Annotated in this window: 21 protein-coding genes; 13 read left to right on the top strand and 8 right to left on the bottom strand. The window is 69.1% G+C overall.

Going from position 1 to position 24,069, the window contains the following annotated elements; genetic code table 11:
• Window positions 1–161 precede the first annotated feature (161 nt).
• Both AB0B91_RS04880 and AB0B91_RS04875 read left to right on the top strand, forming a co-directional pair.
• Entirely contained in the window at window positions 162–2,255 is a 2,094-nt protein-coding gene (locus tag AB0B91_RS04880; protein WP_358315634.1) for a SpoIIE family protein phosphatase, read from the top strand.
• A 242-nt stretch (window positions 2,256–2,497) separates the two neighbouring features.
• The gene (locus AB0B91_RS04875; RefSeq protein WP_358315632.1) at window positions 2,498–4,150 is read left to right on the top strand and encodes an RNA polymerase sigma factor; all 1,653 of its coding nucleotides are present in this window, start codon (window positions 2,498–2,500) and stop codon (window positions 4,148–4,150) included.
• A gap of 105 nt (window positions 4,151–4,255) precedes the next feature.
• Here AB0B91_RS04875 and AB0B91_RS04870 read toward each other — a convergent pair whose 3' ends face one another.
• Window positions 4,256–4,720 (bottom strand): MarR family transcriptional regulator, encoded by a 465-nt coding sequence (locus AB0B91_RS04870; RefSeq protein WP_358315630.1) that lies wholly within the window; start codon window positions 4,718–4,720, stop codon window positions 4,256–4,258.
• A gap of 93 nt (window positions 4,721–4,813) precedes the next feature.
• On the opposite strand from AB0B91_RS04870, the gene AB0B91_RS04865 reads away from it, so the two are divergent.
• Window positions 4,814–6,544 carry an MFS transporter gene (locus AB0B91_RS04865; RefSeq protein WP_358315627.1) on the top strand — a complete coding sequence of 577 codons (1,731 nt, stop codon included), beginning with the start codon at window positions 4,814–4,816 and terminating at the stop codon, window positions 6,542–6,544.
• A 119-nt stretch (window positions 6,545–6,663) separates the two neighbouring features.
• Window positions 6,664–7,485, top strand: coding sequence for an NAD(P)H-binding protein (locus tag AB0B91_RS04860; protein WP_358315625.1), 822 nt, complete (start codon window positions 6,664–6,666; stop codon window positions 7,483–7,485).
• Here the strand turns inward: AB0B91_RS04860 and AB0B91_RS04855 are convergent.
• Complete coding sequence (locus tag AB0B91_RS04855; protein ID WP_358315622.1) at window positions 7,475–8,209, bottom strand: peroxide stress protein YaaA; 735 nt, start codon at window positions 8,207–8,209, stop codon at window positions 7,475–7,477. The two genes, AB0B91_RS04860 and AB0B91_RS04855, sit on opposite strands and share 11 nt — an antisense overlap.
• 519 nt (window positions 8,210–8,728) lie before the next feature.
• Here AB0B91_RS04855 and AB0B91_RS04850 point away from each other — a divergent pair.
• Window positions 8,729–9,424, top strand: coding sequence for a GNAT family N-acetyltransferase (locus AB0B91_RS04850; protein ID WP_358315620.1), 696 nt, complete (start codon window positions 8,729–8,731; stop codon window positions 9,422–9,424).
• 127 nt (window positions 9,425–9,551) lie between these two features.
• Here AB0B91_RS04850 and AB0B91_RS04845 read toward each other — a convergent pair whose 3' ends face one another.
• Window positions 9,552–9,782: a hypothetical protein gene (locus AB0B91_RS04845; RefSeq protein ID WP_308127153.1), complete on the bottom strand. Its 231-nt coding sequence runs from the start codon at window positions 9,780–9,782 to the stop codon at window positions 9,552–9,554.
• 260 nt (window positions 9,783–10,042) lie between these two features.
• On the opposite strand from AB0B91_RS04845, the gene AB0B91_RS04840 reads away from it, so the two are divergent.
• From AB0B91_RS04840 to AB0B91_RS04820, 5 genes are all read left to right on the top strand, one after another.
• Window positions 10,043–12,109 (top strand): DNA topoisomerase IV subunit B, encoded by a 2,067-nt coding sequence (locus tag AB0B91_RS04840; protein ID WP_358315617.1) that lies wholly within the window; start codon window positions 10,043–10,045, stop codon window positions 12,107–12,109.
• A 100-nt stretch (window positions 12,110–12,209) separates the two neighbouring features.
• Window positions 12,210–13,013: an AraC family transcriptional regulator gene (locus AB0B91_RS04835; RefSeq protein WP_358315614.1), complete on the top strand. Its 804-nt coding sequence runs from the start codon at window positions 12,210–12,212 to the stop codon at window positions 13,011–13,013.
• Between the two features lie 153 nt (window positions 13,014–13,166).
• Window positions 13,167–14,192 (top strand): aldo/keto reductase, encoded by a 1,026-nt coding sequence (locus tag AB0B91_RS04830; protein WP_358315611.1) that lies wholly within the window; start codon window positions 13,167–13,169, stop codon window positions 14,190–14,192.
• Between the two features lie 407 nt (window positions 14,193–14,599).
• Window positions 14,600–15,166: an RNA polymerase sigma factor gene (locus AB0B91_RS04825; protein WP_358315737.1), complete on the top strand. Its 567-nt coding sequence runs from the start codon at window positions 14,600–14,602 to the stop codon at window positions 15,164–15,166.
• A complete protein-coding gene (locus AB0B91_RS04820) occupies window positions 15,163–16,161 on the top strand; it encodes a CU044_5270 family protein (protein ID WP_358315608.1) in 999 nt (332 codons plus the stop codon). Before AB0B91_RS04825 ends, AB0B91_RS04820 begins: the two co-directional genes overlap by 4 nt.
• A gap of 38 nt (window positions 16,162–16,199) precedes the next feature.
• On the opposite strand, the gene AB0B91_RS04815 is transcribed toward AB0B91_RS04820, so the two are convergent.
• Complete coding sequence (locus AB0B91_RS04815) at window positions 16,200–16,574, bottom strand: ester cyclase (protein ID WP_358315605.1); 375 nt, start codon at window positions 16,572–16,574, stop codon at window positions 16,200–16,202.
• A gap of 87 nt (window positions 16,575–16,661) precedes the next feature.
• Here AB0B91_RS04815 and AB0B91_RS04810 point away from each other — a divergent pair, with 87 nt between their 5' ends.
• Window positions 16,662–17,129, top strand: a complete 468-nt coding sequence (locus AB0B91_RS04810) for a MarR family transcriptional regulator (protein ID WP_358315602.1) — start codon at window positions 16,662–16,664, stop codon at window positions 17,127–17,129.
• Between the two features lie 94 nt (window positions 17,130–17,223).
• On the opposite strand, the gene AB0B91_RS04805 is transcribed toward AB0B91_RS04810, so the two are convergent.
• On the bottom strand, window positions 17,224–18,603 hold the full coding sequence (locus tag AB0B91_RS04805; RefSeq protein WP_358315599.1) for a DNRLRE domain-containing protein: 1,380 nt from the start codon (window positions 18,601–18,603) through the stop codon (window positions 17,224–17,226).
• Between the two features lie 291 nt (window positions 18,604–18,894).
• The gene (locus AB0B91_RS04800) at window positions 18,895–19,392 is read right to left on the bottom strand and encodes a carbonic anhydrase (protein ID WP_358315596.1); all 498 of its coding nucleotides are present in this window, start codon (window positions 19,390–19,392) and stop codon (window positions 18,895–18,897) included.
• 156 nt (window positions 19,393–19,548) lie between these two features.
• Here AB0B91_RS04800 and AB0B91_RS04795 point away from each other — a divergent pair, with 156 nt between their 5' ends.
• Window positions 19,549–19,860 carry a hypothetical protein gene (locus AB0B91_RS04795; RefSeq protein ID WP_358315593.1) on the top strand — a complete coding sequence of 104 codons (312 nt, stop codon included), beginning with the start codon at window positions 19,549–19,551 and terminating at the stop codon, window positions 19,858–19,860.
• 35 nt (window positions 19,861–19,895) lie between these two features.
• Here AB0B91_RS04795 and AB0B91_RS04790 read toward each other — a convergent pair whose 3' ends face one another.
• Window positions 19,896–20,459, bottom strand: coding sequence for a thioredoxin family protein (locus tag AB0B91_RS04790; protein ID WP_358315590.1), 564 nt, complete (start codon window positions 20,457–20,459; stop codon window positions 19,896–19,898).
• Between the two features lie 83 nt (window positions 20,460–20,542).
• Here AB0B91_RS04790 and AB0B91_RS04785 point away from each other — a divergent pair, with 83 nt between their 5' ends.
• A complete protein-coding gene (locus AB0B91_RS04785) occupies window positions 20,543–20,914 on the top strand; it encodes a VOC family protein (RefSeq protein WP_358315587.1) in 372 nt (123 codons plus the stop codon).
• A gap of 53 nt (window positions 20,915–20,967) precedes the next feature.
• On the opposite strand, the gene AB0B91_RS04780 is transcribed toward AB0B91_RS04785, so the two are convergent.
• Window positions 20,968–24,018 carry a glycoside hydrolase family 3 N-terminal domain-containing protein gene (locus tag AB0B91_RS04780; protein ID WP_358315584.1) on the bottom strand — a complete coding sequence of 1,017 codons (3,051 nt, stop codon included), beginning with the start codon at window positions 24,016–24,018 and terminating at the stop codon, window positions 20,968–20,970.
• Between the last annotated feature and the right edge of the window lie 51 nt (window positions 24,019–24,069).

Below are 24,069 nucleotides of genomic sequence, written 5' to 3'. Positions count from 1 at the left end.
ACAGGATGCGTTGACCGTATGGCGGCCGGGGCTTCCGTCCGCGCCTGCCCATCGCCGATGATGTACTGCAGAATCCGGTCGCCCGGAGCTGCGCTACGCCGATACACAGTTATGGAGATGTGCCGCGTGGGAGACCCTGGCACGCGACGGAGGTGCCGACCATGAGCGCCGAGACCTCCGTTCCCCGTCCCCGGGAGTCGGATGTGGACATCTCAGACTCCGCCCTCTTCAAGGGCATGCTGTCGGAGGCCGAGTTCGCCTTCGCGTTCTTCGACGCCGCGGGCCACGTACAACTGGTCAACGACGTGTTCACCGACGTCGTCGGCGTGCCCGCCGAGCGGCTCGTCGGCCGCGCGCCCGTCGAGACGCTCACGGCCGATCTCAGCCAGCTCATCACCCATGCGGTCCAGGCCGTCACCGAGAGCGACGCACCGGTGACCGAGAGTCGCGTACGCGTGCGCTCGTCCGAGGGCGAGACCAGGCACTGGTCGCTGTCGTTCTCACCGGTGCACGACGACGCGGGCGAGCTGCGGGCGATCGCGCTCATCGGCCTCGACGTGACCGAGAGCCGCCAGATCGAAGAGGACCTGCGGCGCAGCGAGGAGCGCTACCGCTCGCTGGTCGAGGCGCAGTCGCAGCTGGTGTGGATCACCTCGCCGACCGGCACGGTGGTGGAGGACGCGCCGCAGTGGCGCGCGATCACCGGGCAGGGGCTGGAGGAATACCTGGCGGTCGGCTGGCTGGAGGCCGTCCATCCCGAGGAGCGCCAGCAGACCGAGGAAGCCTGGAAGGAGGCGCTGCGCGGCCGGACCATGTTCGAGTGGAACTACCGCGTACGCACCCGGGCCAGCGGTTTCCGCCACTTCGAGGTGCGGGCCGTCCCCATCATCAGGCATGGCAGGGTCGTCGAGTGGGTCGGCGCCAACACCGACGTGACCCCGCAGCGCGAGGCCGAGGAGATGCGCGGCAGGCTGACCGACCAGCTCGGCGCCGCGGCGCTGCGCACGGCGCGCCTGCAGGGCGCGACCGCGATGCTGGCCGAGGCGCTCACCGTCGAGCAGGTGGTGCAGGTCATCATCGACGTCGGCCGCACCGCCCTGGCCGCCGACCGTTCCGCGGTCGCGCTGCTCGACACCGACCGCGCCGCGCTCAAGCTGATCAACGGCGAGGGCGTCCCGGAAGCGTCGGGCATGTCCGGCGAGGAGATCCCGCTCTCCTCCTCCAGCGTGATGACCATGGCGGTCAACAGCCGCCGTCCGGTGTTCGCGGAGTCGCCCGACAGCCTGAAATCCCAGCTTCTCGAGGCCGGTGGCGACGAACAGGTGCTGGGCAATTATCTCACGCACAGTGACGAACGCGCCTGGGTCGGACTGCCGCTCCTGGCGGCCGGACGGGCCCTGGGCGCGCTGCGGTTCTCGTTCACCAGACCGCAGAAGATCTCCCAGGAGGACGGCGTCTTCCTGGAGGCGCTCGCCGGTCAGTGCGCGCTCGCCGTGGAGCGCGCCACGCTGTTCGAGCGCGAGCACAAGACCGCCGAGACGCTGCAGCGCAGCCTGCTGCCCGACCGCCTGCCGGTGGTCAAGGGCCTGGTGCTGGCCCAGCGGTTCCGCTCGGGCAGCCGCCACGTGCAGGTCGGCGGCGACTGGTACGACGCGTTCGTGCTGCAGGACGGCCGGGTCGCCGCGGTCGTCGGCGACGTCATGGGCAAGGGCGTCAAGGCCGCGGCGGGCATGGGGCGCATCCGCAACGCCATGCGCGCCCTCGCGCTGACCAACCCGCCGCCCGCGGCCGTGCTCACCGGTCTCGACCGGGTCTTCGACGCCACCGAAGAGGAGGAGCAGGTCACGACCCTCGCCTACATGGTGGTCGAGCCCGTCACCGGCGAGGGCACGCTGGCGCTCGCCGGCCATCCGCCGCCCGTCCTGGTCTCTCCGCAGGGCACGGCGATCCTCTGCGACGCCGAGCCCGGCACGCCGCTGGGCTGGCCGACCAGCCGCCGGCAGTTCCGGTTCGTGGTGCCGCCCGGTCACACCGCCGTGCTCTACTCCGACGGCATGGTGGAGAACCGGAAACGCGGTTTGGACGCAGGACTCGCAGAGCTTTGCAGTGTTGTGACCGAAGCGCCGCCTGAGGTCGTCAGTAGCCCGCATATGTTGCTGGACTTCCTGGTTGACCGCATGTTGTCGGGATATGAACAGGATGATGACGTTACCGCCCTGGCTATCCACGTGCCGCCCGCCACGAAGAGTGACTGAATGAATCAGTCATAAGGGTTGCTTTCGGGTATCAGTGCCGCGCTTACGTACGCACTACTGTCTGGGTCGGCCTAGGGTGGAAGTCAACCGCCGGGAGGTGGCCGTATGGAGTGCGTGGTCGTGCCAGAATGCTGGGCAGGTCCGTCGCGATCCGCACGGCCGCATCGTTCTCCGAGAGAGGCAACAGCCCCCCAGCGGGCATCTGGGTCCATTGTCGCCACGCGTTCGTTCGAGAGGTGTTCGTGTCGCCTGCAAGTTCGACTCGCTCGAAGCCACAAGAGCTGAACGAGCCCGTCATTCAGCGACTGCTCGAGCGTGGGCGCTCGCAGGGTTTCCTCGAGTCTGAGGATGTCCGTCAGGCCTTCGAGGAGGCGGACATCCCCATGTCTCACGCCGCCGCATTTTTGCGGAACCTCAGTAAAGAGGGCGTGACCGTGGTGGTGACCGCCGCGGATTCGGCTGCGCCGAAAAAGTCTCGTGGTCCAGCAAAGCGCCGTACCGCTGCCCCCGTCAAGACCAAGGCCGCAGCGGCCGCCAAAGAGCAGCAGCCTGAGACCGTGACCGCGGTCGTGGGCGCCGCCGAAGCCGAGCCCGCCCCCAAGAAGGCGGCTCCCGCCAAGAAGGCCGCTCCGGCGGCGAAGAAGGCGGCCGTGCCCGCCAAGAAGGCCGAGCCGAAGAGCGGTGGGCCTGCCGAGACCAAGCCGAAGAGCCCTGAGGGCGTCGACGACGACGAGGACATCGAGATCGAGGCGGATGTCGACCTCGAAGACCTCGAAGACATCGTGGTCGATGACGAGGAGATCGTCGCCGCGGACGACTCCGACACCGAGGACGCTCCCGAAACCGACGACGACACCGAGGAAGAGCCCAAGGCCGCCGACGTGGCCGCCGTGGCCGCCACGGAGAAGACCGAGGACGAGGTCCTCATCCTCTCCGACGACGACGATGACGCGCCGGTCGCGCAGGTGGCCGCCGCCGGCGCCACCGCCGACCCGGTCAAGGACTACCTCAAGCAGATCGGCAAGGTCCCCCTGCTCAACGCCGAGCAGGAGGTCGAGCTGGCCAAGCGCATCGAGGCGGGACTGTTCGCCGAGGAGCAGCTCGGCGGCGGCGAGACCGAGGTCCTGCCGGTCGACGTCCGGGCCGAGCTCGAGTGGATCGCCGAGGACGGCCGCCGAGCCAAGAACCACCTGCTGGAGGCCAACCTCCGACTGGTGGTCTCGCTGGCCAAGCGCTACACCGGGCGCGGCATGCTGTTCCTGGACCTGATCCAGGAGGGCAACCTCGGTCTGATCCGCGCGGTCGAGAAGTTCGACTACACCAAGGGCTACAAGTTCTCCACCTACGCCACGTGGTGGATCCGGCAGGCGATCACCAGGGCCATGGCCGACCAGGCGCGGACCATCCGCATCCCGGTCCACATGGTCGAAGTGATCAACAAGCTCGCCCGGGTTCAGCGGCAGATGCTGCAGGACCTCGGCCGCGAGCCCACGCCGGAAGAGCTGGCCCGCGAGCTGGACATGACCCCCGAGAAGGTGGTCGAGGTCCAGAAGTACGGTCGCGAGCCCATCTCGCTGCACACCCCCCTCGGCGAGGAGGGCGACAGCGAGTTCGGTGACCTCATCGAGGACTCCGAGGCCATCGTGCCGGCCGACGCCGTCAGCTTCACGCTGCTCCAGGAGCAGCTGCACTCCGTTCTCGACACGTTGTCGGAGCGGGAAGCGGGCGTCGTGTCGATGCGATTCGGTCTCACGGACGGGCAGCCGAAGACACTCGACGAGATCGGCAAGGTCTACGGGGTGACGCGCGAGCGCATCCGGCAGATCGAGTCGAAGACGATGTCCAAGCTGCGTCACCCGTCTCGGTCCCAGGTGCTCCGCGACTACCTGGACTAAAGCGCAAGTCTCGCTTCACCCCTGGCCCCGCACAGCGCTCGCTGTGCGGGGCCAGGTGCGTTTACGCCCCCTGCGCTTGCGCCCCTGAGTTCACGGCCCCTGAGTTCACGGCCCCTGAGTGAGGCGTTCCGCCTGGGCGCGGCCTACTGCGGTGGCTCGGCGCAGGTAGTCGGCGATCACGGCCAGCTCCGCGTCCGTGTACGCCTCCAGCACCTCGCCGAACGCCTTGCCCGGCGTATCCCAGGCTTCCCCGATCCTGGCCCGGGCCGTTGGGGCCAGGGCGACCAGTGCCCGCCTGCGGTCGGCGGGGTCGGCATGCCGTACGACCAGGCCGGCCTTCTCCAGCCGGTCCACCAGGCGGGTGGCGGAGCCGGGCGTCAGGCCGGTCAGCCGGGCGATCTCGCCGGTGCTCACCGGCCCGGACTCCACATCCAGCAGGGCCACGCACTGCAGGTCGGTGGGGTGAAGGCCCAAATGGTCAGCCAGCGCCTGATTGAACAGGACATATGCCGCATAGTGCCGCTGGCTCTCGTCGATGATCTGCTTCAGCGTTTCCGCTCGGTTTGACACCAGGCCGCTCCATGCCTCACATTTACTTGCGTCGCACAATGTTTGTGCGACGCACTCTTTGTGTCACGTACGCATTCTATCGAGGGGATCCCCATGTCCACACTCATCCGCGCCTCACCAGCCCGGGCGGACCGGCGGTGGGCCGTCCTGGCCGTCATCCTCGCCGCCGCCGTCCTGGACCTGCTCGACGCGACGATCACCAACGTCGCCGCCCCGACGATCGCGGCCGACCTCGGCGGGGGAGCGGCCCTCATCCAGTGGCTCGGCGCCTCCTACGCGCTGGCGCTCGGGGTCCTGCTGGTGGTCGGCGGGCGGCTCGGCGACCGGTACGGCCGTCGCCGGCTCTTCCTTCTCGGCATCACCGGCTTCACACTCGCCTCCGTCGCCTGCGGCCTGGCGGTCGACCCCGGCACGCTCATCGGTGCCCGGCTGGTGCAGGGCGGGTTCGGGGCGCTGATGATCCCCCAGGGCTTCGGGATCCTGGGGGCGGTCTTTCCGCGGGACCAGCTGGGCAAGGCCTTCAGCGTGTTCGCCCCTGGGCTCGGTGTCTCTTCGGTCGGGGGGCCGGTGCTGGCCGGCTTTCTGATCGAGGCCGATCTGGGTGGGCTGGGGTGGCGGGCGATGTTCCTGATCAACATCGTGCTCGGAGGCGCCGCCCTCCTGGCCGCCATCCGCCTCCTGCCCGCCGACGGCCCGCGTTCCGCGGATGCCTCTCGCTCCGCCGGGGCCGCGCGCTCTGCGGACGTCGCCAGCTCCGCTGGGGCCTCGCGTCTCGCTGACGGCCCGCGTTCCGCTGACGCCACACGTTCCGCTGGTGGCCCGCTTCCCGCTGACGGCTCGCGTCCTGCGGAGGTTTCCCGTCCCACCGGGGCCGCGGATTTCGCGGACAGCTCCCGCTCCTCCGAGGCCGCGTGCTCCCCTAGGACCCCCAGTTCCGGCGTGGTCTCTATTGCCGGCCGGGTTTCCGACGGCCGCGATCGCTCCGAGGGCCACTCCGCAGACCGTCTCCAGAGCCGCCCTGAGGGCCGTTCTGGGGCGGTTGCGGTGGACGGTGTGGGTGCCGGGGTGTTGGCGGTGGCCATGGTGGGCCTCCTGCACGGGCTGATCGACGGCTCGGCTCACGGGTGGACGCTCGTCCCGATCCTGTGTCTGGCCGGTGGGCTGGTGTTCTTCGGGCTGTTCTGCCTGCGCCAGCGCACCGCCGCCAGCCCGCTGATCGAGCCGTCGCTGCTGCGCAACCGCGGCTTCACCGCCGGCCTCGTGCTGGGCGTCGTCTTCTTCGCCGCCGTGTCCGGCCTGCTGTACGTGCTCGTGCTGTACATGCAGTACGGCCTGCGCTTCACGCCCGTGCGGGCGGCGCTCGGCCTGGCCCCGGTGGCGGTGGGGATCGTCATCGCCTCGATTGCCTGTCACCGGCTCATCGCCCGGCTCGGCCGCACTCTGATCGTCATCGGACTGGTCATCGGGCTGATCGGCACCGGCTGGCTGCTGGCCGTCGTCCGCGGCGTCGCCGACGGCGTCTGGCCGCTCGTTCTCGCCGCGCTCGTCATCGGGCTGGGCATGGGCACCTGCTTCGGCACCGTCTATGACGTCACCGTAGGCGACATCGACCCGCATGAGGCCGGCAGCGCCAGCGGGGCGCTCGCCGCGACCCAGCAACTGGCCAACGCCATCGGCGCCGCCGCCGTGACCACCGTCTACTTCCGTACCGGCGACCAGGCGCAGGCCGCAACCGGCAGCCTGCTCGTCGTGGTCGCCGCCACGATCGCCTGCTGCGGCCTGGTGTGGCTCCTGCCCCGCAAAGCCCAGCCCCACCACGGCTGAGCAGCAGCCCGCACAGCGCTCAGCTGTGCCGCTGAACCAAGGCTCAGCCGCACCACTGCTGAGCAGCCCGCACAAAACCCATCAAGACATGATTCATCACCAGAAAGGCACATCCCGATATGACCACCCTCGTTACCGGTGCTCGCGGCGCCGTGGCCACTGAGCTCATCGCCCTCCTGCGCCGACGCGGCCTGCCCGTCCGCCCGGCCTCCCGGCAGCCGGTCGACCCGTCGATCGCCACGTGCGATCTCAGCGACCCCGCGACGTTCCCCGCCGCACTGGCCGGCGTCACCTCGGTCTTCCTGTACGCCGAACCGTCGCACATCGACACCTTCGTCAAGGAGGCGACCGCGGCCGGAGTCGAGCACATCGTGCTGCTCTCGTCGTCGTCGGTTCTCGGGTCGGACGCCCAGGCCAGCCCTCTCGCCAAGTCCCATCTGGACGTGGAGCGCGCCGTGACCGCCGCGCCCGTCCGCGCCACGCTGCTGCGCCCGGGTACGTTCGCCGGCAACGCGCTGGCCTGGTCCTGGCCGGTCAAGGCCGGCAACCCGGTGAGCCTGCCCTTCCCGAACTCCTCCAACGACCCCATCCACGAGGCCGACATCGCCGAGGCGGCCGCCGCCGTGCTCACCGACCCGGCCCTGGCCGGCCGGCCGTACTGGCTGACCGGGCCTGAATCGATCACCTTCGCCGAGCAGATCGCCATCCTCAGCGACGTGACCGGCAGGGACATCGCCATCAAGAACGTCACGCGCGAGGAGTGGAAGGCGGAGATGGCCGACTACATCCCCGAACCCTTCGCCGACTCGTTGCTGGACTGGTGGCAGTCGAACGACGGCGTCCCGGCCGAGATCACCACGGACCTCGAGCGGTTGATCGGCCGCCCCGGCCGTACGTTCGCGACCTGGGCAGCGGACCACCTGGGTGACTTCAGAAGCTGACGTCCAAGGTCCAGGGACGGTTGGGGCGGGCGGGCTCGATCAGGTGGACCGCGTAGCCCTGGCTGGAGAGGAACTCGGCGAGTTCGCCGGGCGTGGCGGGATCTGCCCCGATCTCCAGCAGGGTGCGGGCGATCTCGCCACGGGTCGCCTTGGCCATGTGGCTGACCACCTTGCCCTCGCGGAACACCCGTACTGCCACAGAACGCTCCCCAGGCTGCCAGGCGCCGGCGTACGTGGCCGAACGCAGGTCGACCACCAGCCCGTCCAGGCGCTCCAGTTCCTTGGACACCTTGGGCCGCCAGAAGGCGGCCAGCCCGCCCAGCGCGGGCAGGTTCACCCCCATCGACAGCCGGTACGGGGGGATGCGGTCGATGATCCGCACCACGCCCCAAAGGCCGGAGAAGATGAGCACCGACTCCTCGGCCCGCTTCCTGGCCTCGTCCGTCAGGGTGCCGAGTCCGAGCTTCTCGTACAGGACACCGGTGTACAAATCGGAGGCCGGAAGGGCGGGGGCGGTTTGGAGTTCCAGGTTTTTGGCCAGCTCGCCGGCCAGGCCGGGCGACAGGCTGAGGACGTCGAGGGCGTCACGCCGTTTGGACGCTCTGATGAGCGCGGTCAGCACGCGTTTGCGCGGTCTGTCCAGGGCGGGGAACGAAAGCTCGCCCAAGGGGGGACCGCTGCCCTCCCCGGCCTTCCCCTCCGAGGGCGGCAACAAAATCAGCACGCCACAGCATAGTCAATGCCCGCCGCCCCTCGTGGGACCGCCCGGCGTGCTCCCTCCTCGGCGAAGGCCATCCGACGCCGAGGTGCCGCCCGCCGCGATGGCCCGCCGGTGCACGGCGCCGGCGTCGTCCACGTACAGGTGCGGGAACACGGGCGTCGGCCCCTTCTCGGAGAGGCCACCCGCTCTCGCCGGCGAGACGCCCGGCTCTCCGGCGGGAACACTCGCTCTCGCCGGGGAGACGCCCGTCCGGCGAGAATCACCTGCTCTCTCCGAGGAGGAGCCCCGCTCTCCGGTGAGAACCATCCGCCGCGATGAATGCCCGCCGTGCGTGGTCTCACGCTCTGTGTTGTCGCCGCTCTTTTCCCATCCTGTACGGCAAGCCCGGCCGGCCGCCACCCGCCGTCCGTGGCCGGGGGCCTCCAGGAATACGGCCGCTGAACCCGCACGTGGCCGGCCGCCGATACGACGCGTCCTTGGCCGCCTCCATGGCAGGTCCGGCTGGTTGGGTAGGGTGCGCGAATGGACTTTGACCTGCTTGTTCATGAAGCCTGGCCGGCCTATGAGCAGCGGACGCACGACGGTTGGATCCTTCGCTACGCCGGTGGCGTGACCAAGCGGGCGAACTCCGTGCTCGCCCTGGGACGGCCCGCCGATCTCGCCGGTGCGATCGAGGTGGCCGAGGCTTTCTATGCCGAAAAGGGGCAACGGAGTGTGTTCTCCGTTGGAGTGGGGGCCATGCCGGGGCTTGACGACGAGCTGGCCGCCCGGGGGTACGGGGTCGTCGATCCGACCGTGATCATGGTGGGGGGCGGCGTGCCGGAGCCGGTTCATCAGGTGCGGGTCGAGGAGCGGACCTGGCCGGAGTGGCTGGCGACCTGGTGGGCCGTGGACGGGCGGTACGCCGAGGGCGTGGCGGCGGCTGAGCGGATCTGCGAGGGGGTGCCCGCTCTGTATGCCGCGGTCGAGGAGGACGGCCGGGTCGTCGCCGTCGGGCGGGGTGTGCCGCAGGGGGAGACGCTCGGGATCTACTGCATGGCCACGTTGCCGCAGGCGCGACGCCGTGGGCTGGCCAGAAGTGTGCTGCGCGCCCTTGTACGGCGCGGTGGGGCGCGGTCGGCCTATCTGGTGACCACAGCGCCCAACGAGGCGGCTCAGGCCCTGTATCGAAGCGAGGGCTTCGAGGTGCGGGCCCGCTATCACTACCGGGTGAGATGAGGCCGCACGAGATGAGATCGGGCGGGATGAGCCCCGCTGAGACATGACGGAACGGCGGCCCCGGGCATACCAGGACCGCCGTTTCGCTTTGCGCAATATGTTGTTATGTCATCACGACCAGCGCGGGTTAGCGCTCGTCGTTGGGGGCCACTACTGGGGTTTCGCTGAGCCGAGCGGACTCGTCCAGGATGTCGGCGCCCTTCTCGCGAAGCGCCGCTATGTGCTGACGCCCGTGATGAGCGCAGAACAGCAGCTCCCCACCCACGGGCAGGGTCGCGCGAATGTATGCCTGGGCGCCGCAACGGTCGCAGCGGTCGAGGGCCGTCAGCGGCTTAACGGGGGCGAGAGCTCCAGTCACGTATCGCCTTTCGGGTCACCCCCGCCGAAGCGAGGATCTGGCGTCAGTCACTTGGACAACATCTAACCGGACGTGGACGTTCCCAATCACAGCCTCGCTACGCCGAGAGCAGAATGTGGCCGGAAGTAATGACGAGCAGCCGCCTGGTAACACCAAACCTGCCGTCATGGCAAGCTTGTACGCGTGCGTAGGGGAAGAACGATAGGCTACGCACACATGTTCGATGCTCGGATTCGACGCTTAGACGCAGGGGAGCCGGAGTGACGCTAGTGGAGGCGGGTTACACGGCTCGCCACCTGTCGGTGCTTGAGGGGCTGGAAGCGGTCCGCAAGCGCCCGGGCATGTATATCGGGTCGACCGACAGCCGCGGGCTCATGCACTGCCTCTGGGAGATCGTCGACAACGGCGTCGACGAGGCGCTCGCCGGGCACTGCACCCGCATCGAGGTGGAGCTCTATCCCGACGGCTCCATCGAGGTGCGTGACGACGGCCGCGGCATCCCCGTCGACATCGAGCCCAAGAGCGGCCTGGCCGGAGTCGAGCTCGTCTACACCAAGCTCCACGCGGGCGGTAAGTTCGGCGGCGGCTCCTATGGCGCGTCCGGCGGCCTGCACGGCGTGGGCGCCTCCGTGGTCAACGCCCTGTCCGAGCGCCTCGACGTCGAGGTCGACCGCGACGGCATGATCCACGAGATCAGCTTCCGCCGCGGCGTGCCCGGCGTCTTCGACGGCGACGGCCCGAAGGCCAAGTTCAAGAAGAAGTCCGGCCTGCGCGACGGCGGCAAGCTGCCCAAGCGGGTCACCGGCACCAGGGTGCGGTTCTGGGCCGACAAGCAGATCTTCCTGCCCGACGCCGAGGTCTCGCTCGACGAGATCCACGTCCGGCTCCGCCAGACCGCCTTCCTGGTGCCCGGCCTGACCCTGGCCGTGATCGACAGCAGGCACGAGGAGCGGGTCGAGGAGGAGTTCCACTTCGACGGCGGCATCTCCGAGTTCACCGAGTTCCTGGCCCGCGACGAGGCCGTCTGCGACGTGCTGCGCCTGCAGGGGGTCGGTCACTTCCACGAGACCGTCCCCGTGCTCGACGACCAGGGTCACATGACCTCCACCGAGGTGCAGCGCGAGCTCACCGTCGACGTGGCCGTGCGCTGGGGCAAGGGTTACGACTCGACCGTCCGCTCGTTCGTCAACGTCATCGCCACCCCCAAGGGCGGCACCCACCTCACCGGCTTCGAGCGCGGCCTGGTCCGCACGATCAACGAGCTGCTGCGCGAGTCCCGCCTGCTGAAGAACGGCGATGACCCGGTCAACAAGGAGGACATCTCCGAGGGCCTCACCGGGGTCGTCACGGTCCGGGTGCCGGAGCCGCAGTTCGAGGGCCAGACCAAGGAGGTGCTGGGCACCTCGGCGGCCACCCGCATCGTGTCCCACGTGGTCTCCCGCGAGATCAGAGAGCTGTTCGCCAACCCGCCGCGCGGCTACAAGCAGCCCCTGCGCGCCGTGCTGGAGAAGATCGTCACCGCGGCCAAGGCCCGCATCGCGGCCCGCGAGCACCGCGACAACCAGCGCCGCAAGAGCGCCCTGGAAAACTCCGCGCTCCCGGCCAAGCTCGTCGACTGCCGCAGCGACGACATCGACCGCAGCGAGCTGTTCATCGTCGAGGGCGACTCCGCCCTGGGCACCGCCAAGCTGGCCCGCGACTCGGAGTTCCAGGCACTGCTGCCGATCCGCGGCAAGATCCTCAACGTGCAGAAGGCGTCCGTGAGCGACATGCTCAAGAACGCCGAGTGCGCCGCGATCATCCAGGTGGTCGGCGCGGGCTCCGGCCGGTCCTTCGACATCGAGGCGGCCCGCTACGGCAAGGTCATCCTGATGGCCGACGCCGACGTCGACGGCGCCCACATCCGCTGCCTGCTGCTGACCCTGTTCCACCGCTACATGCGGCCCATGGTCGAGGCGGGCAGGGTGTTCGCCGCCGTCCCGCCGCTGCACCGCATCGAGCTCACCAACCCCGGCCGGGGCAAGGAGAAGTACATCTACTGCTACTCCGACGCCGAGTTGCACAAGGTGCTGCGCGACCTGGAGCGGCGTGGCCGGCGCTGGAAGGACCCCGTGCAGCGCTACAAGGGTCTGGGCGAGATGGACGCCGACCAGCTGGCTGAGACCACCATGGACCCCCGCCACCGCATCCTGCGCCGCGTCCGGATCGAGGACGCGGAGACGGCGGAGGGGATCTTCAGCCTGCTGATGGGGAGCGATGTGGCTCCACGTCGCGAGTTCATCGTCAACAGCGCGGCCGAGGTCGACCGCGATCACATCGACGCCTGAGCGCTGCTCGCCGACGCGGTGATCCAGTCGTGGGCTCGCTGGAAGCGGCGAGGCTAGGCTGGTGGCCGTGTCGGGTGTGGATCGGGCTGAGGTTCCATGGGTGTCCGACGACGTGCCGGACGTCGTCGTGGTGGATGGGCAGGCGCAGTCCTACAGCGGCAATGTCCATGAAGAGCTCAAACTGCTCCTCATGATCGACTCAGGTCTCACCTTGCGCAGACGCGGCACGACCTACCGGGCCGCTCCTGGGCAACTGGTCGCGCTCCACCCGGACGACGCGCATTCCGGGCAGCCGGACGATCTCGAGTCGGCGCGTTGGCTGATCATGTGTGTGTCGCCCTCCTTGATCGCCGAGGTCGCCACGCCTGAGGCGGTGCGCTACGGGGATCCGGTGATCCGGGACAGCGGGCTGGCGGCCCGTTTCCGGTCCGTACACGGCTCCCTCTACCGGCCTTCCGGGCAGCCCGGTTCGGCGCTGGGGCGGGAGACACAGATGCTGGAGTTCGTCTCCAGGCTGGCGCGGCAGTCCTACGGTGCCGAGGGCAGGAGGGACACGGCGCAGCGTGTCCCCGAGACTCTGCGTGCGTACCTGCGGGCGAACCTGTCCCGCAACGTGACGCTGGACGAGCTCAGCGCGGTGACGGAGCTCAGCAAGTACCGGCTCGTGCGCGTGTGCACCGCCTGGTTCGGTCTGCCGCCGCACAAGCTGCATCTGCGTCTTCGGCTCGATCGGGCCAGGCAACTGCTCCGGCGCGGTACCGGGATCGCCGAGGTCGCCTACGAGACGGGATTCCACGATCAACCCCACCTGACCCGGGTGTTCGCCCGGACCTACGGGATGACCCCCGCCCTGTACCAGTCGACATATCGCGGCACGGCGTGGACCGGCTGGACCGCACGCTGATCCAGGCGGGGCAAGAACGTGCAATACGGATGTCGACCCCGGCAGGTAGTTTCCTCGGCGACGCCAACTTGGTACGAGCGCGACGGAGATACGGCGAGTTGCACGACGACTGCCCTGTCCCTCGGGCTGTGTGCTTTTCGATGGGAGCATGTGATGCGTTACCGGCTGCTGGGCCGCACGGGGCTGCGGGTGTCCGAAGCGTTCCTGGGAACGATGACCTTCGGCGAGGACTGGGGGTGGGGCGCCTCGGTCGAGGAATGCCGCAAGATGTTCAGCGTCTACGCCGAAGCGGGCGGCAATGTGATCGACACCGCCAACCGGTACACCGAGGGCAGCAGTGAGCGGATCGTCGGGGACCTGCTCGGCTCCGACCGCGACCGTTTCGTGCTGTCCACGAAGTACACACTGACCATGGACGGCACCGACCCCAACGCCGGCGGCAACCACCGCAAGAACCTGGTCCGTTCGGTGGAGGCCAGCCTGCGGCGGCTGGGCACCGACTACATCGACCTGCTGTGGGTGCACATCTGGGACCCCAACACCCCGGTCGAGGAGACGATGCGAGCGCTGGACGATCTCGTACGGGCGGGCAAGGTGTTGTACGTCGGGATCTCCGATGCGCCCGCCTGGCTGATCTCCCGCGCGCAGACCATCGCCGAGTTCCGCGGGTGGACGCCGTTCGCCGGCCTGCAACTGCCCTACAGCCTGCTCAAGCGTGACATCGAGCGGGAGTTGCTGCCCATGGCCGCAGCTTCGGAACTGTCGGTGGCCGCGTGGTCGCCGCTGGCCGGCGGTGTCTTGTCGGGCAAGTTCACCCGCTCAGGAGCCGACGGCCCCTCCCGGGTTGACCGGGCAACCGTCTCCGAACGCGACCTGGGCATCGCGCGCACTGTGGACACCGTGGCCGACGAACTGGGCGTTTCCTCCTCGCAGGTGGCCATCGCGTGGACGCGAGCGCATCGTCCCTGGATCCACCCGATCCTCGGCGCCCGCAACCTGGACCAGTTGACCGACAACCTCGCCGCGATCGACCTGCGACTGCCCGACGAGGCGGTGCGCCGACTGGACGAGGCCAGCGCGATCGACCTGGGCTTCCCGATGGAGTTCATCATGGACACCACGACCGACTTCGTCTACGGGCCCAGCGGAAAGCAGGTCGACGGCCGCCGGGTCGGATGAACGCGGCGCCGACCCGTCCAAGGCCTCCCCCGAGGGCTTCCTCCCAGGCGTCAATCCGGGCGCTCAGGTCCTCGGGCAGCACGCCAAGACCCGATGCACACGCCCTGCCAAAGGCGAAAGATCCTTTTGGGAACCCCCTCAGGCCAACCGCCGCGATGCGTGCCTACGGCCCGCTGGACTCGCCGTAGACCAGGCCTCGGAGCCGTCATCGCCCCCGCACGGCCGATGGTTCTCCAGGGGCACACTCCTGCGGTGCGATGGGCTGGGCGCCGTGGCGTGCGTGCGGTTGGCTGTGGCTTCTGTGCGGTCAGGGGGCGGCGCGGTTCATGCGGTCAGGTCCGGCGTGAACACCTCCCGGTCGATCGGTGAAGGAGAGGTGTGAACCCAAGGACCGAGAGGTGACCGCGATGACACGGGCGTTACCCGCTCAAGCCGGGGACGCCGTGATCATCGAGCAGTCCTGGCGGGAGCCCGAACGTTTCGCCGCCATCTTCGACCGCTACTACTCCGAGATCCACGGCTACGCCTCACGCAGGCTGGGCGGCGGTCTGGCCGACGACGTCGCCGCGGAGACGTTCCTGATCGCCTTCGACAAGCGCGCCGGTTACGACGTCTCCCGCGCCGACGCGCGGCCCTGGCTGTACGGCATAGCCTCCAACCTGATCGCCCGGCGCCGTCGCGCCGAGGAGCGCCAGTACCGGGCGCTGGCCAAGGCCGGCCCGGAGAATCCCGTAGAGGATCACGCCGAGCGGGTCGCCGGAGAGGTGGACGCGGTCGCGCGCAGACCGGCGCTCGCCCAGGCTCTGGCCAAGATCGCCCACGGCGACAGGGACGTGCTGCTCCTGGTCGCCTGGGCCGAGCTCACCTCGGAGCAGGCGGGCCAGGCGCTCGGCATTCCGGCGGGTACGGCGCGCTCACGGCTGCACAGGGCCCGTAAGAAGATCCAGGACGCACTGGGAGGGGACCGATCATGAACGACGTGGAGACGCTGCGTGAGGCCTGGGACGGGCCGGAGCCTCCCTCACCGGCCGCGCAGGCGGCGGCCAGGGCCGCCCTCATGGCGCGAGCCGCCGGACGCCGTCCCAAGCGAAGGTGGGCGATGCGGGCGCTGGCGGTGGCCGCCTCGGCGGTGGTGATCGCGACGGGGGCGACCCTGGTGCAGTCTGTGGGCGGGGGAGAGCCGACGCTTCCCGCCGCCAACGCGCAGGTGGTGCTCACCAGGATCGCGGCGGCCGTACAGAAGAAGGACTTCACGCCGCCGCGCGACGATCAGTGGATCTACATCGAAGATCACACGCAGAGCCGTGGCAAGGGGTACGCGAGGGGCACGCGGTTCACCCCGCAGACGCCGTTGAAGAACACGGTGGACGAATTCTGGACTCGAGCCGACGGCAAGCGGGTCGGCTACATGGTGAACGGCAAGCTGATGACCACCAACCCTGGAGCCCGGACGCCGGAGAACACCTACGCCCTGGTGGCCGCGCTGCCCACCGATCCCGACAAACTGCTGGCCAGATTCCGCAAGATCAACGCCGTGAAGGACAAAGATCCGGATGGCTGGGTCTTCCAGCGGTTCGAGGTGACCCTGAACCAGAACATCGTCCCCCCGGCCCAGGAGGCGGCCATCTTCCAGGCGATGGCCAAGCTCCCCGGCGTGCAGGTGGACGAGTCGGCGGTGGACGTCGAGGGCCGTCCGGCGCTGTCGGTCTCCCGCATCCTCGACGGGTGGCGCAAGTTCGAGATCCTGCTGGACCCGGCGACCTACGCCTACCGGGGCCGGCGCGAGACCGCGATCACGGATCATGAGGAGCGATACCCGCAGCGGGGGATCGAGCAGTTCACCGTGAAGAACGGCAAGCGAGTTCCCGAGCCCCCCTACGTGGCGTGGAGCATCGAGAAGGGGACGGTCTGGATGATGTTCACCCGCGCCGCCGTCGGTGTGGTCGACAAGGCCGGGCAGAAGTTGTAACCATCCCCGGCTGAGGCGGAGGCGGAGGCGCGAAGAGACTAGGCGGGGCGCAAGGCGCTGGTGTCGAGGACCGGCCACAGGTTGGTGATCTGGTCGTCCCTGAGCTCGAAGATGACGCAGGCCCTGATCTCCACGGGCTGGTTCGTCGGCGGGACGCCGAAGAAGGTGCCGGTGTGCGTCCCCGTCAGGGTCCATCTGGTGGCAACCCTGTTGTCTTCTGCGATCATGTCCTGGACGTCGAAGTGCATGTCTGGGAGGGCTGAGCGGATGTGGGTGGAGATCTGCTTGACGCGCTCCGGGCCCGGTGGGTCGCCGGGAGCGGTGGAGAGGGTGCTGGCGATGATCTCGTCGGCCACGTCCAGCCTGCCCTGGTTGAGCACCTCGTCGTACAGGCGCATGACGACGTCCTTCATCGGTATATCCTTTCAGTTGGCTAGTAACTAGAAACAGATATTTCTAGTTTTCCTAGACACTTGGAACGTTAAGGAGTTTGGTGGGCGATGTCAAGACGTGCGGCGTTGGTGACCGCGTTGCTGGAAGCGCTGCGCAAGACCAACGTGCTGTCGGTCTCCATGAGTCAGGCGGCCGCGGTCCGCATCGGCATCAACACCACCGATCTCCACTGCCTCAACCTGTTGAGTGAAGGGCCGCTGACCGCCAGCGAGCTGGCGCGGCGAGCGGGGATCACCACCGCGTCCGTCACCGGCGTCATCGACCGGCTCGAATCCGTGGGGTATGTACGGCGGGAGCGGGACGACACCGATCGGCGGAAGGTCGTGGTGACGCTCGTACTGGAGCGGGCGGCGGTGGACGTGGCGCCGGTGTTCACGCCGCTGCTCAAGGCCTGGCGCGAATCGCTGAGTGAGTACAGCGATGAGCAGCTCGAAGTGATCACCGACTTCATGAGCAGGACACAGGCGGTGTTCCAGGACGAGGTCGAGCAGATGCGCGCCGGCCCGCCGAGCTGACCCGGCCAGGTCCGGACACGCGAAAGGGGGCCGGGATGTCCCGGCCCCCTTCGGTGTTTCAGCTGGTCAGCCCCGGTAGATGGCTGTCAGGTGGTCAGCGCCAGTAGATGACCGTCAGGGTCGGGGGCTTGACGCCCGCGTCCTTGTTCTCCGACGCGGCGAAGGCGCGCCAGTTGGTGGCCTCCGACTCGTTGGCGCCCTTCAACTGGACGCCGTAGTTGGCGGCGCCGGAGGCCCAGGCCTTGGCCATGGAGGTCACCGGCCACGACAGGTACCCGGCGCCCCCGGCGCACGGGGCGGTCCAGGTGCGGCCGCGGCCCTGCCGGTTCGTCACCTGGCCCGCCGTTGTGGTCGAGGGCTTGTTGTCCCAGTTCAGGTCGGTCTCGTCCCAGGCGCTGGTGATCCGCTGGGCGGTGAGGCCGGAGCCCACCACGAGGCCGCAGGCGTTCGTCTCCAGGTTCCACATCGCCATGTTGGCGAACAGGACCCGCTTGCCGGTCAGCTTGTGGGTGTCGAACTTGACCAGGCTGCGCATGACGTCGCCGCCCTGCCCGTTCTCCCACGGCATCGTGCCCGCGATGATCATCGGGTCACCGGGGTGCGAGGCCCAGGAGGTGGCGACGTCGGTGTCCGTCACACTCGGCAGCGTGATCACCGGGTCGACGGTCACCGGGTAGACGCGCGACGGGTCCGCCAGGAACTTGGCGTCCGGCTTGAGCACCAGGACCTTGGTCCCGTTCTGCGTCTCGACCGTGGTGTCGATCTTCGAGAGCGAGTCACCGCGGGGCTTGCCGTGGCCCTTGGAGTCCCACATGACCGGCTGCGGCGCCGCGGCGACCACCTTGTCGTCGGCCGTGCTGGTCAGGAGCAGGCGACCCTCGGCGGACTCGGACAGCTCCACGCCCTCGGTCTGCACCGGGATGCGGAGCTCCAGCGGGCCTGAGGGCTTCTCGCGCAGGACCACGTCGTGGCGGAACCCCGTGGGCAGGACGGTGACGACGAGGTCGGCCCCCGGACCGGCCGCGTCGGTGAAGGTGGCGACGTTCTCCTTGACGACCGGCTTGGGCAGCGCGGTCGGCCACTTGAGCGAGAACACGCGGCCGTCGTCGTCGGTCATCTTGGCCAGCGTGCCCTCGCCGCCGTTGGAGACCTCGACCTTGGCGCGCGAGGCGCGCGGCTTCAGGACCGCGCCGTCGGCGACGAGTGAGGTGTCGATGGGCACCCACTGGCCGTCCTGCTGGACCTGGGAGGGGCCCGAGGTGATGGTCGCGGTGAGGCTGCCGTCAGGGTTGGCGACGGTGGTGCTCGACTCGTCCGACAGGCTCGGCACGGGTACGGGCTGGCCGTCGGCGGCGGCCTGGGCCAGGGCGATCTCCTCGGCGCTCTGGCCGGTGGGGGTCGCGGCCGAGGCCGGGAAGGCCGTGGCGCCGGTGAGTACGGTCACGGCGCTCAGTCCGAGGGCCAGACGGCCCATGGAACGGTTGAGAGACTTACGCAAAATCTACGTCCTAACGATTCGGTGGATGCGGAGCAGCGCGCGAATGCGCTGACTTCAGGGCGTCGGCGGGGGTCTGGCCCCCGGCGACGATCACCGATCGTTAGGCGGTGCCGGATTGATCGTTAACATGACGTCCCCGTTTCTGTGGCGGCGAACAAGATCGCCGACGGGTCACAGGAATATCACAAGCGGCAGTCCGGCAATGCGAAAGATCGTTTTGGTGCGATATTTATCACAAAACGTAGAGTTATCGGGAAATACGGAAAGTCAGCTCAGAGCGACCGGCAGCAGCTTGCCCGTGTGCACGTCGTAGATCGCACCGCCCACCGGCAGTCCCGGGGGCAGGAAGGGCGAGGAGTTGATCCGCGTCAGGTCGTGGCGCAGGGCCGCGTCCTGGTCGGGGACGGTGTGGAACTCCAGGCTGCGGGTGTCGACGCCGTGCCGCTGGGTGAGCTCGTGCACGTCGGCGTCGGTGACCTTGGACATGCCGCAGTCGGTGTGCGGCATCACCAGGACCCGTTCGACGCCGAGCAGGTAGATGGCCAGGACGAGGGTACGCAGGACGTCGTCCGTCACGCGCGCGCCCGCGTTCCGCAGGATCTTGGCGTCGCCCGGCTTCAAGCCGAGCAGTCCCAGGGGGTCGATGCGGGAGTCCATGCAGGTCACCACGCCCAGCCCGCGAGCTGCCCGACCGGTCAGATCGGAATTTCGGAATTTAGCAGCATATTTAGCGTTGCCGGCAATCAGGTCGTCAAACGCACTCATGGGACAGATGATCCCTCATACCCGTTTCGTGGTGTTTCTCGGGGTGGCGACACGGCCGGAGTTGCTCAAGGTCCCACGCGCGACCCTCACTTTGCGTGATGATGTCGTAGCCCAACGTGTGAACTCTGCTCAGAACGTGATCGAAGAAGGTTTTTCGTGAGTAGGTCCGAATCGCTCGCCGCGTACCTGCGTACCCAGGCCAGGCGCCGCCTCGACCGTGTGGAGACCCGAGACGACGGCCGCAACGCGAAGTGCGCGCTGGCGCTCCTCGACGCGGCCGCCTACGCGAGCGGCCTCCCCGACGACGACCCGCTCCTCACGCTGCTCGACCAGGCAGGCTGCTTCGGTCCGCTGGGCTGTGACGACTTCGAGCCCGGAGAGGTCGGCTATCGGCTGATCCGGGAGTGGCAGGGCGAGCCCCACGAACTCCTGCTCGCCCTGCCGGCCGCCATCGCGACCACCGCCTGATCACCGCCTGATCACCGTCTGACCGCCGGCCGCCGTCAGACGGGGGCGTTGCCCGGCTTCCACTTGATGCCGCAGCCGAGTGACGGGTTCTGCTCCTCGCTCACCGGCTCGCCCGCCAGCAGGGCGTCGATCGCCGCGCGCAGCGCGGAGCCCGTCACCGGTACGGAGTTGCCGGGCCGGGCGTCGTCGAACTCACCGCGGTAGGCCAGCCGGAACGCGGCGTCGTACAGGAAGAAGTCGGGCGTGCACGCCGCCCGATACGCCTTGGCGGTCTCCTGCGTGTCGTCGAGCAGGTAGGGGAACGTGAAGCCTGCCCGCTTCGCCTGTTCTGCCAGGTGTGTCGGGTCGTCGTCGGGGTAGTTCACGCTGTCGTTGCTGCAGATGGCCACCATCGACAGCCTGGCCCCGTAGTCGGTGGCCAGGACCCCGAGGCCCTGCTCGATGTGGCGCACATAGGGGCAGTGGTTGGACAGGAACGCCACGAGGATGGCGGGCGAGTCCTTGAGATCCGCGAGCGAGACGCTGCCGCCCTGAATAGCGGTCAGGTGGAAATCGGGCGCTGGGGAACCGAGAGGGACCATGAAGGAGTTGGCAGCCATGGCATCTATTGTCGCCTGTACCTCCACGTAGGAACGGTTTCCTGTTGGTGGGCGGTAGTTAAAGGGATATCGGAGGAAAGTACATGAACGGCATCGCAGAGTTCCGCACGACGGTCCTCGACTGCACCGACACGATGGAGCTGGCCCAGTTCTACTCGCGGCTGCTCGGCTGGCCCGTCCTGGATGGGTCCGACGAGGAGTGGGCCGTCATCACCGATGGGGGCCCGCCCGCGCGGCTGGGCTTCCAGCGGGTCGCCGACTACCGGCCGCCGCTCTGGCCCGGTGCGGAGCACCCCCAGCAGGTGCACATCGATGTGACGGTCGACGACATGGACAAGGCCGAGGCCGCGGTGCTGGAGATCGGCGCCACCAAGCACGATTACCAGCCGAGTGAGGGCGACACCTTCCGCGTCTTCCTCGACCCGGCCGGCCACCCGTTCTGCCTCTGCAGATAACCAGCGGCGGATTCCGGCTCCTGGCGCGCCGGCGCCAGGAGCCGGTTTCTGCCTCAGCGAGCCGCCTGCGTCAGCAGGTCCACCGCCTTGCGTACGTTGCCGGCCGCCAGTTCGTGGTCGGCCGACGCCTGCAGATCGGGCCGCCTGCCGGTGGCCTGCGCGATGTCCCTGGCCACCGAGACGACGGCGTCGTCCTGGGCGTACGCGTCCGTGGCCGAACGGTCGAGCAGCGCGGCCGCGGTGCCGAGCGCTCCCAGCACGACGCGGGTGTTCCGCACTGAGCCGTCGGCGTTCCAGTTGTTGGCCGGCAACGCCACCAGCAGCGTCGCCGAAGCCGCCCTGGAGGCCCCGTCGCCGTCGGCGAGCCGGTCGTAGGCCGCCTTGAGCCGGTCGCGGGCCCTGTCGGTGCGCAGGCCCCAGCCGTACGGGTAGAGCGGGTCGTAGCTCGCGTCGCCCACGTTGATCGGCACCTGCTCCGCCGTACGGAACCAGGTGAACGGCAGCCGCCCGGTGTACGGCACGGCCCCGAACAGCGGGTCGGCCACGCCGGCGCCCTCGGTGCCGGGCAGCCACGACGCCACCAGCGCCTTGACCTTCGACAGGTCGCCCATCAGCAGCGGGCGGCCGGAGACGACCAGCACGGCGCACTTCATCGCCGCGCACACCCGGTCGATCGCCGCCCGGTCGGCTGCCGACAGGTCGAGCGTGTGCCCGTTGACGCCCACGTCGCCCATGCCCTCGGCGTACGGCTTCTCGCCCACCACCACGACCCCCACGTCGTGCCCGGTCAGCGGCGCGGAGGCGTCGGCCGAGTAGGTGACCGAGGCCGCCCGGCCGCGGATCGCCGACAGGATCGTGGTGCCCTGCGTGGTCGGACCGGACGAGCCCTGCCAGGTGATCGTCCAGCCGCCGGTCTGGTTGCCGATGTCGTCGGCGTTGGACCCGGCGACGTACACCTTGGCGTCACGGCGCAGCGGCAGCAGCCGGTCCTCGTTCTTCAGCAGCACCTGGGACTTCGCGGCGGCCGTGCGGGCCACCGCGCGGTGCGCGGCCGAGCCGACGTCGCCGATGCCGGAACGGTCGGCGTACGGATGCTCGAACAGGCCGAGCCGGAACTTCTGCGTCAGGATCCTCGCGACCGCGTCGTCGATCCGCGCCATGGGCACCCGTCCGGCCGCGATCTCGTCCTTGAGCGTGCTCGTGAACAGCGGGTACGCATACGGCACCATGATCATGTCGAGCCCGGCGTTGATCGAGGTGCGCACGTCGCTCGGGTAGTCGCCGGGGATCTGGTCGATCGCCTGCCAGTCGCTGATCACGAAGCCCTTGAAGCCGAGCCGGCCCTTGAGCACGTCGGTGATCAGCTCCTTGTGCGCGTGCATCTTGAGCGGCCCCTGGCCGAAGTCGACGCTGGAGAACGACGGCATGACGCTGCCCACGCCGCGCCTGACCGCCTCGGCGAAGGGCGCCAGGTGGACGGCCGCGAGCTGTTCCCTGGTGACCTGGGTGACACCCTGGTCGATCTTGTAGTCGCCGCTGGTCGAGGAGCCGTACGTGGTGCCGCCGTCGCCGACGTAGTGCTTGGCCGTGGCCAGCGCCCCGTTGTCCTGCAGGCCGTCGATGATCGTGGCCATCCGCGACACCAGCGCCGGGTCCTCGCCGAACGACTCGTACGCGCGTCCCCACCGGTCGTCGCGCGACACGCACAGGCACGGCGCGAAGTCCCACGGGACGCCCGTGGCCTTGACCTCCTTCGCCGTGACCTTGCCCGCCCGCTCGACCAGCTCGGCGTCACGGGTGGCACCGAGGCCGGCGTTGTGCGGGAAGATCGTCGCGCCGAGCACGTTGTTGTGCCCGTGGACCGCGTCGACGCCGTAGATGAGCGGGATCTGCAGCCGCGTCTGCTGGGCGCGCAGCTGGAACCCGTCGATCATGTCGGCCCACGCCTTCGGCGTGTTCGAGGGCGGGGTGGAGCCGCCGCCCGACAGCAGCGAGCCGAGCAGGTAGGTGGCGATGTCGTTCGGTGAGCCGAGCGCGAGGCGTTCGGCCTGCGTCATCTGGCCGACCTTCTCCTCGGTGCTCATCCGGCCGAGCAGGTCGGCGACCCGCTGCTTGACGGGCTTACGGGCGTCGAGGTACGGCAGGCCATGCGCGTTGATCACGATGGCCGGTACCTCGGCCGGGGGCCTGGTGCCGGTGCCGGACAGCACGATCGGGATGGTCTCGGCCATCTCAGCCGTGTTGTCGGCCAGCGTCTTGACCGTGAACGCCTTGGCCGAGCCAGAGGCGGTGCCCGCGGGGAAGGTCAGCGTGCCCTCGACCGGCGTGTAGTCCTGGCCGGGTGTGGCCGTGCCGGTGCCGGTGCGGTAGCCGACGGCCAGGTCGGCGGGGAGCGGGCCGCCGGTGGCGGTGGTGACCGAGACGCGTACCTCGGCCGTGCCCTTCTCGTTCACCGGATAGACCGGCTTGTCCGTGGCCAGTCGTACCGGCCGGGGCGGGGCCGTGCCGTACACCTGCACGTCGTCCCAGAACAGCGTGCCCGAGGCGGCGGGGAGGCGCATCGAGTAGCCCCACATGGCGACCAGGTCGAGCTCACCGTCGGTGGGGGCGCCGCCCGGCTGGTAGTCGGCGCGGCGGGTGAAGCCGGAGAACGGCACCTGCACCTGCCGCCACCCGGCGGTGTCGTCGGTGAAGGACGACTCGAACAGCTCGGCGCTGCCCGCTCCGCCGCCGCCGTCCTTGACCTCGAAGAACACCTTCTGCCCTGATCCGGTGCCGTTGACCCAGAAGGAGAAGCCCGCGTAGGCGGACCAGTCCTGGGCTGTCGTCAGGTCGTGGGACCAGCCGCCCCACTGGCTCACGTTGTAGACCGCTTTGAGCACCCGGTTGGTCGTGGGGGCGCCGGGCCGGGTGGCGTCGGGCTCGACGGTCAGGGTCGGGGTAGAGGCGCCGTCGTTGCCCCAGGCGGAGACGCCGGCGGGCAGGGTCGTGGCTTCGAAGTCGGTGACGGTCAGCGGTTCGGCGGCGGCCTGGGCCGGGGGAGCGGTGACCAGGGCGGCTACCAGGGCCAGCGCCGCCCATAGCGGGGTTCTTAATCGGAACACGGTTCCTCCCAAGAGCAGAGAGAGCGCTCTCTCCTAGAGGGGATCGTGTCA

The organism is Nonomuraea sp. NPDC049141, from assembly GCF_040648415.1.
Classification (GTDB): Bacteria; Actinomycetota; Actinomycetes; order Streptosporangiales; family Streptosporangiaceae; genus Nonomuraea.
This window is presented reverse-complemented; position numbering and strand designations above follow the sequence as displayed.

What these genes read in the sequence shown, in the direction of transcription:
- AB0B91_RS04815 (WP_358315605.1), bottom strand. Translation starts at nt 16,574, where the DNA reads ATGAAGGACGTCGTCATGCGCCTGTACGACGAGGTGCTCAACCAGGGC.
- AB0B91_RS04820 (WP_358315608.1), top strand. Translation starts at nt 15,163, where the DNA reads ATGAACGACGTGGAGACGCTGCGTGAGGCCTGGGACGGGCCGGAGCCT.
- AB0B91_RS04850 (WP_358315620.1), top strand. Translation starts at nt 8,729, where the DNA reads ATGGACTTTGACCTGCTTGTTCATGAAGCCTGGCCGGCCTATGAGCAG.
- AB0B91_RS04830 (WP_358315611.1), top strand. Translation starts at nt 13,167, where the DNA reads ATGCGTTACCGGCTGCTGGGCCGCACGGGGCTGCGGGTGTCCGAAGCG.
- AB0B91_RS04790 (WP_358315590.1), bottom strand. Translation starts at nt 20,459, where the DNA reads ATGGCTGCCAACTCCTTCATGGTCCCTCTCGGTTCCCCAGCGCCCGAT.
- AB0B91_RS04880 (WP_358315634.1), top strand. Translation starts at nt 162, where the DNA reads ATGAGCGCCGAGACCTCCGTTCCCCGTCCCCGGGAGTCGGATGTGGAC.
- AB0B91_RS04785 (WP_358315587.1), top strand. Translation starts at nt 20,543, where the DNA reads ATGAACGGCATCGCAGAGTTCCGCACGACGGTCCTCGACTGCACCGAC.
- AB0B91_RS04810 (WP_358315602.1), top strand. Translation starts at nt 16,662, where the DNA reads ATGTCAAGACGTGCGGCGTTGGTGACCGCGTTGCTGGAAGCGCTGCGC.
- AB0B91_RS04865 (WP_358315627.1), top strand. Translation starts at nt 4,814, where the DNA reads ATGTCCACACTCATCCGCGCCTCACCAGCCCGGGCGGACCGGCGGTGG.
- AB0B91_RS04805 (WP_358315599.1), bottom strand. Translation starts at nt 18,603, where the DNA reads ATGGGCCGTCTGGCCCTCGGACTGAGCGCCGTGACCGTACTCACCGGC.
- AB0B91_RS04825 (WP_358315737.1), top strand. Translation starts at nt 14,600, where the DNA reads ATGACACGGGCGTTACCCGCTCAAGCCGGGGACGCCGTGATCATCGAG.
- AB0B91_RS04860 (WP_358315625.1), top strand. Translation starts at nt 6,664, where the DNA reads ATGACCACCCTCGTTACCGGTGCTCGCGGCGCCGTGGCCACTGAGCTC.
- AB0B91_RS04800 (WP_358315596.1), bottom strand. Translation starts at nt 19,392, where the DNA reads ATGAGTGCGTTTGACGACCTGATTGCCGGCAACGCTAAATATGCTGCT.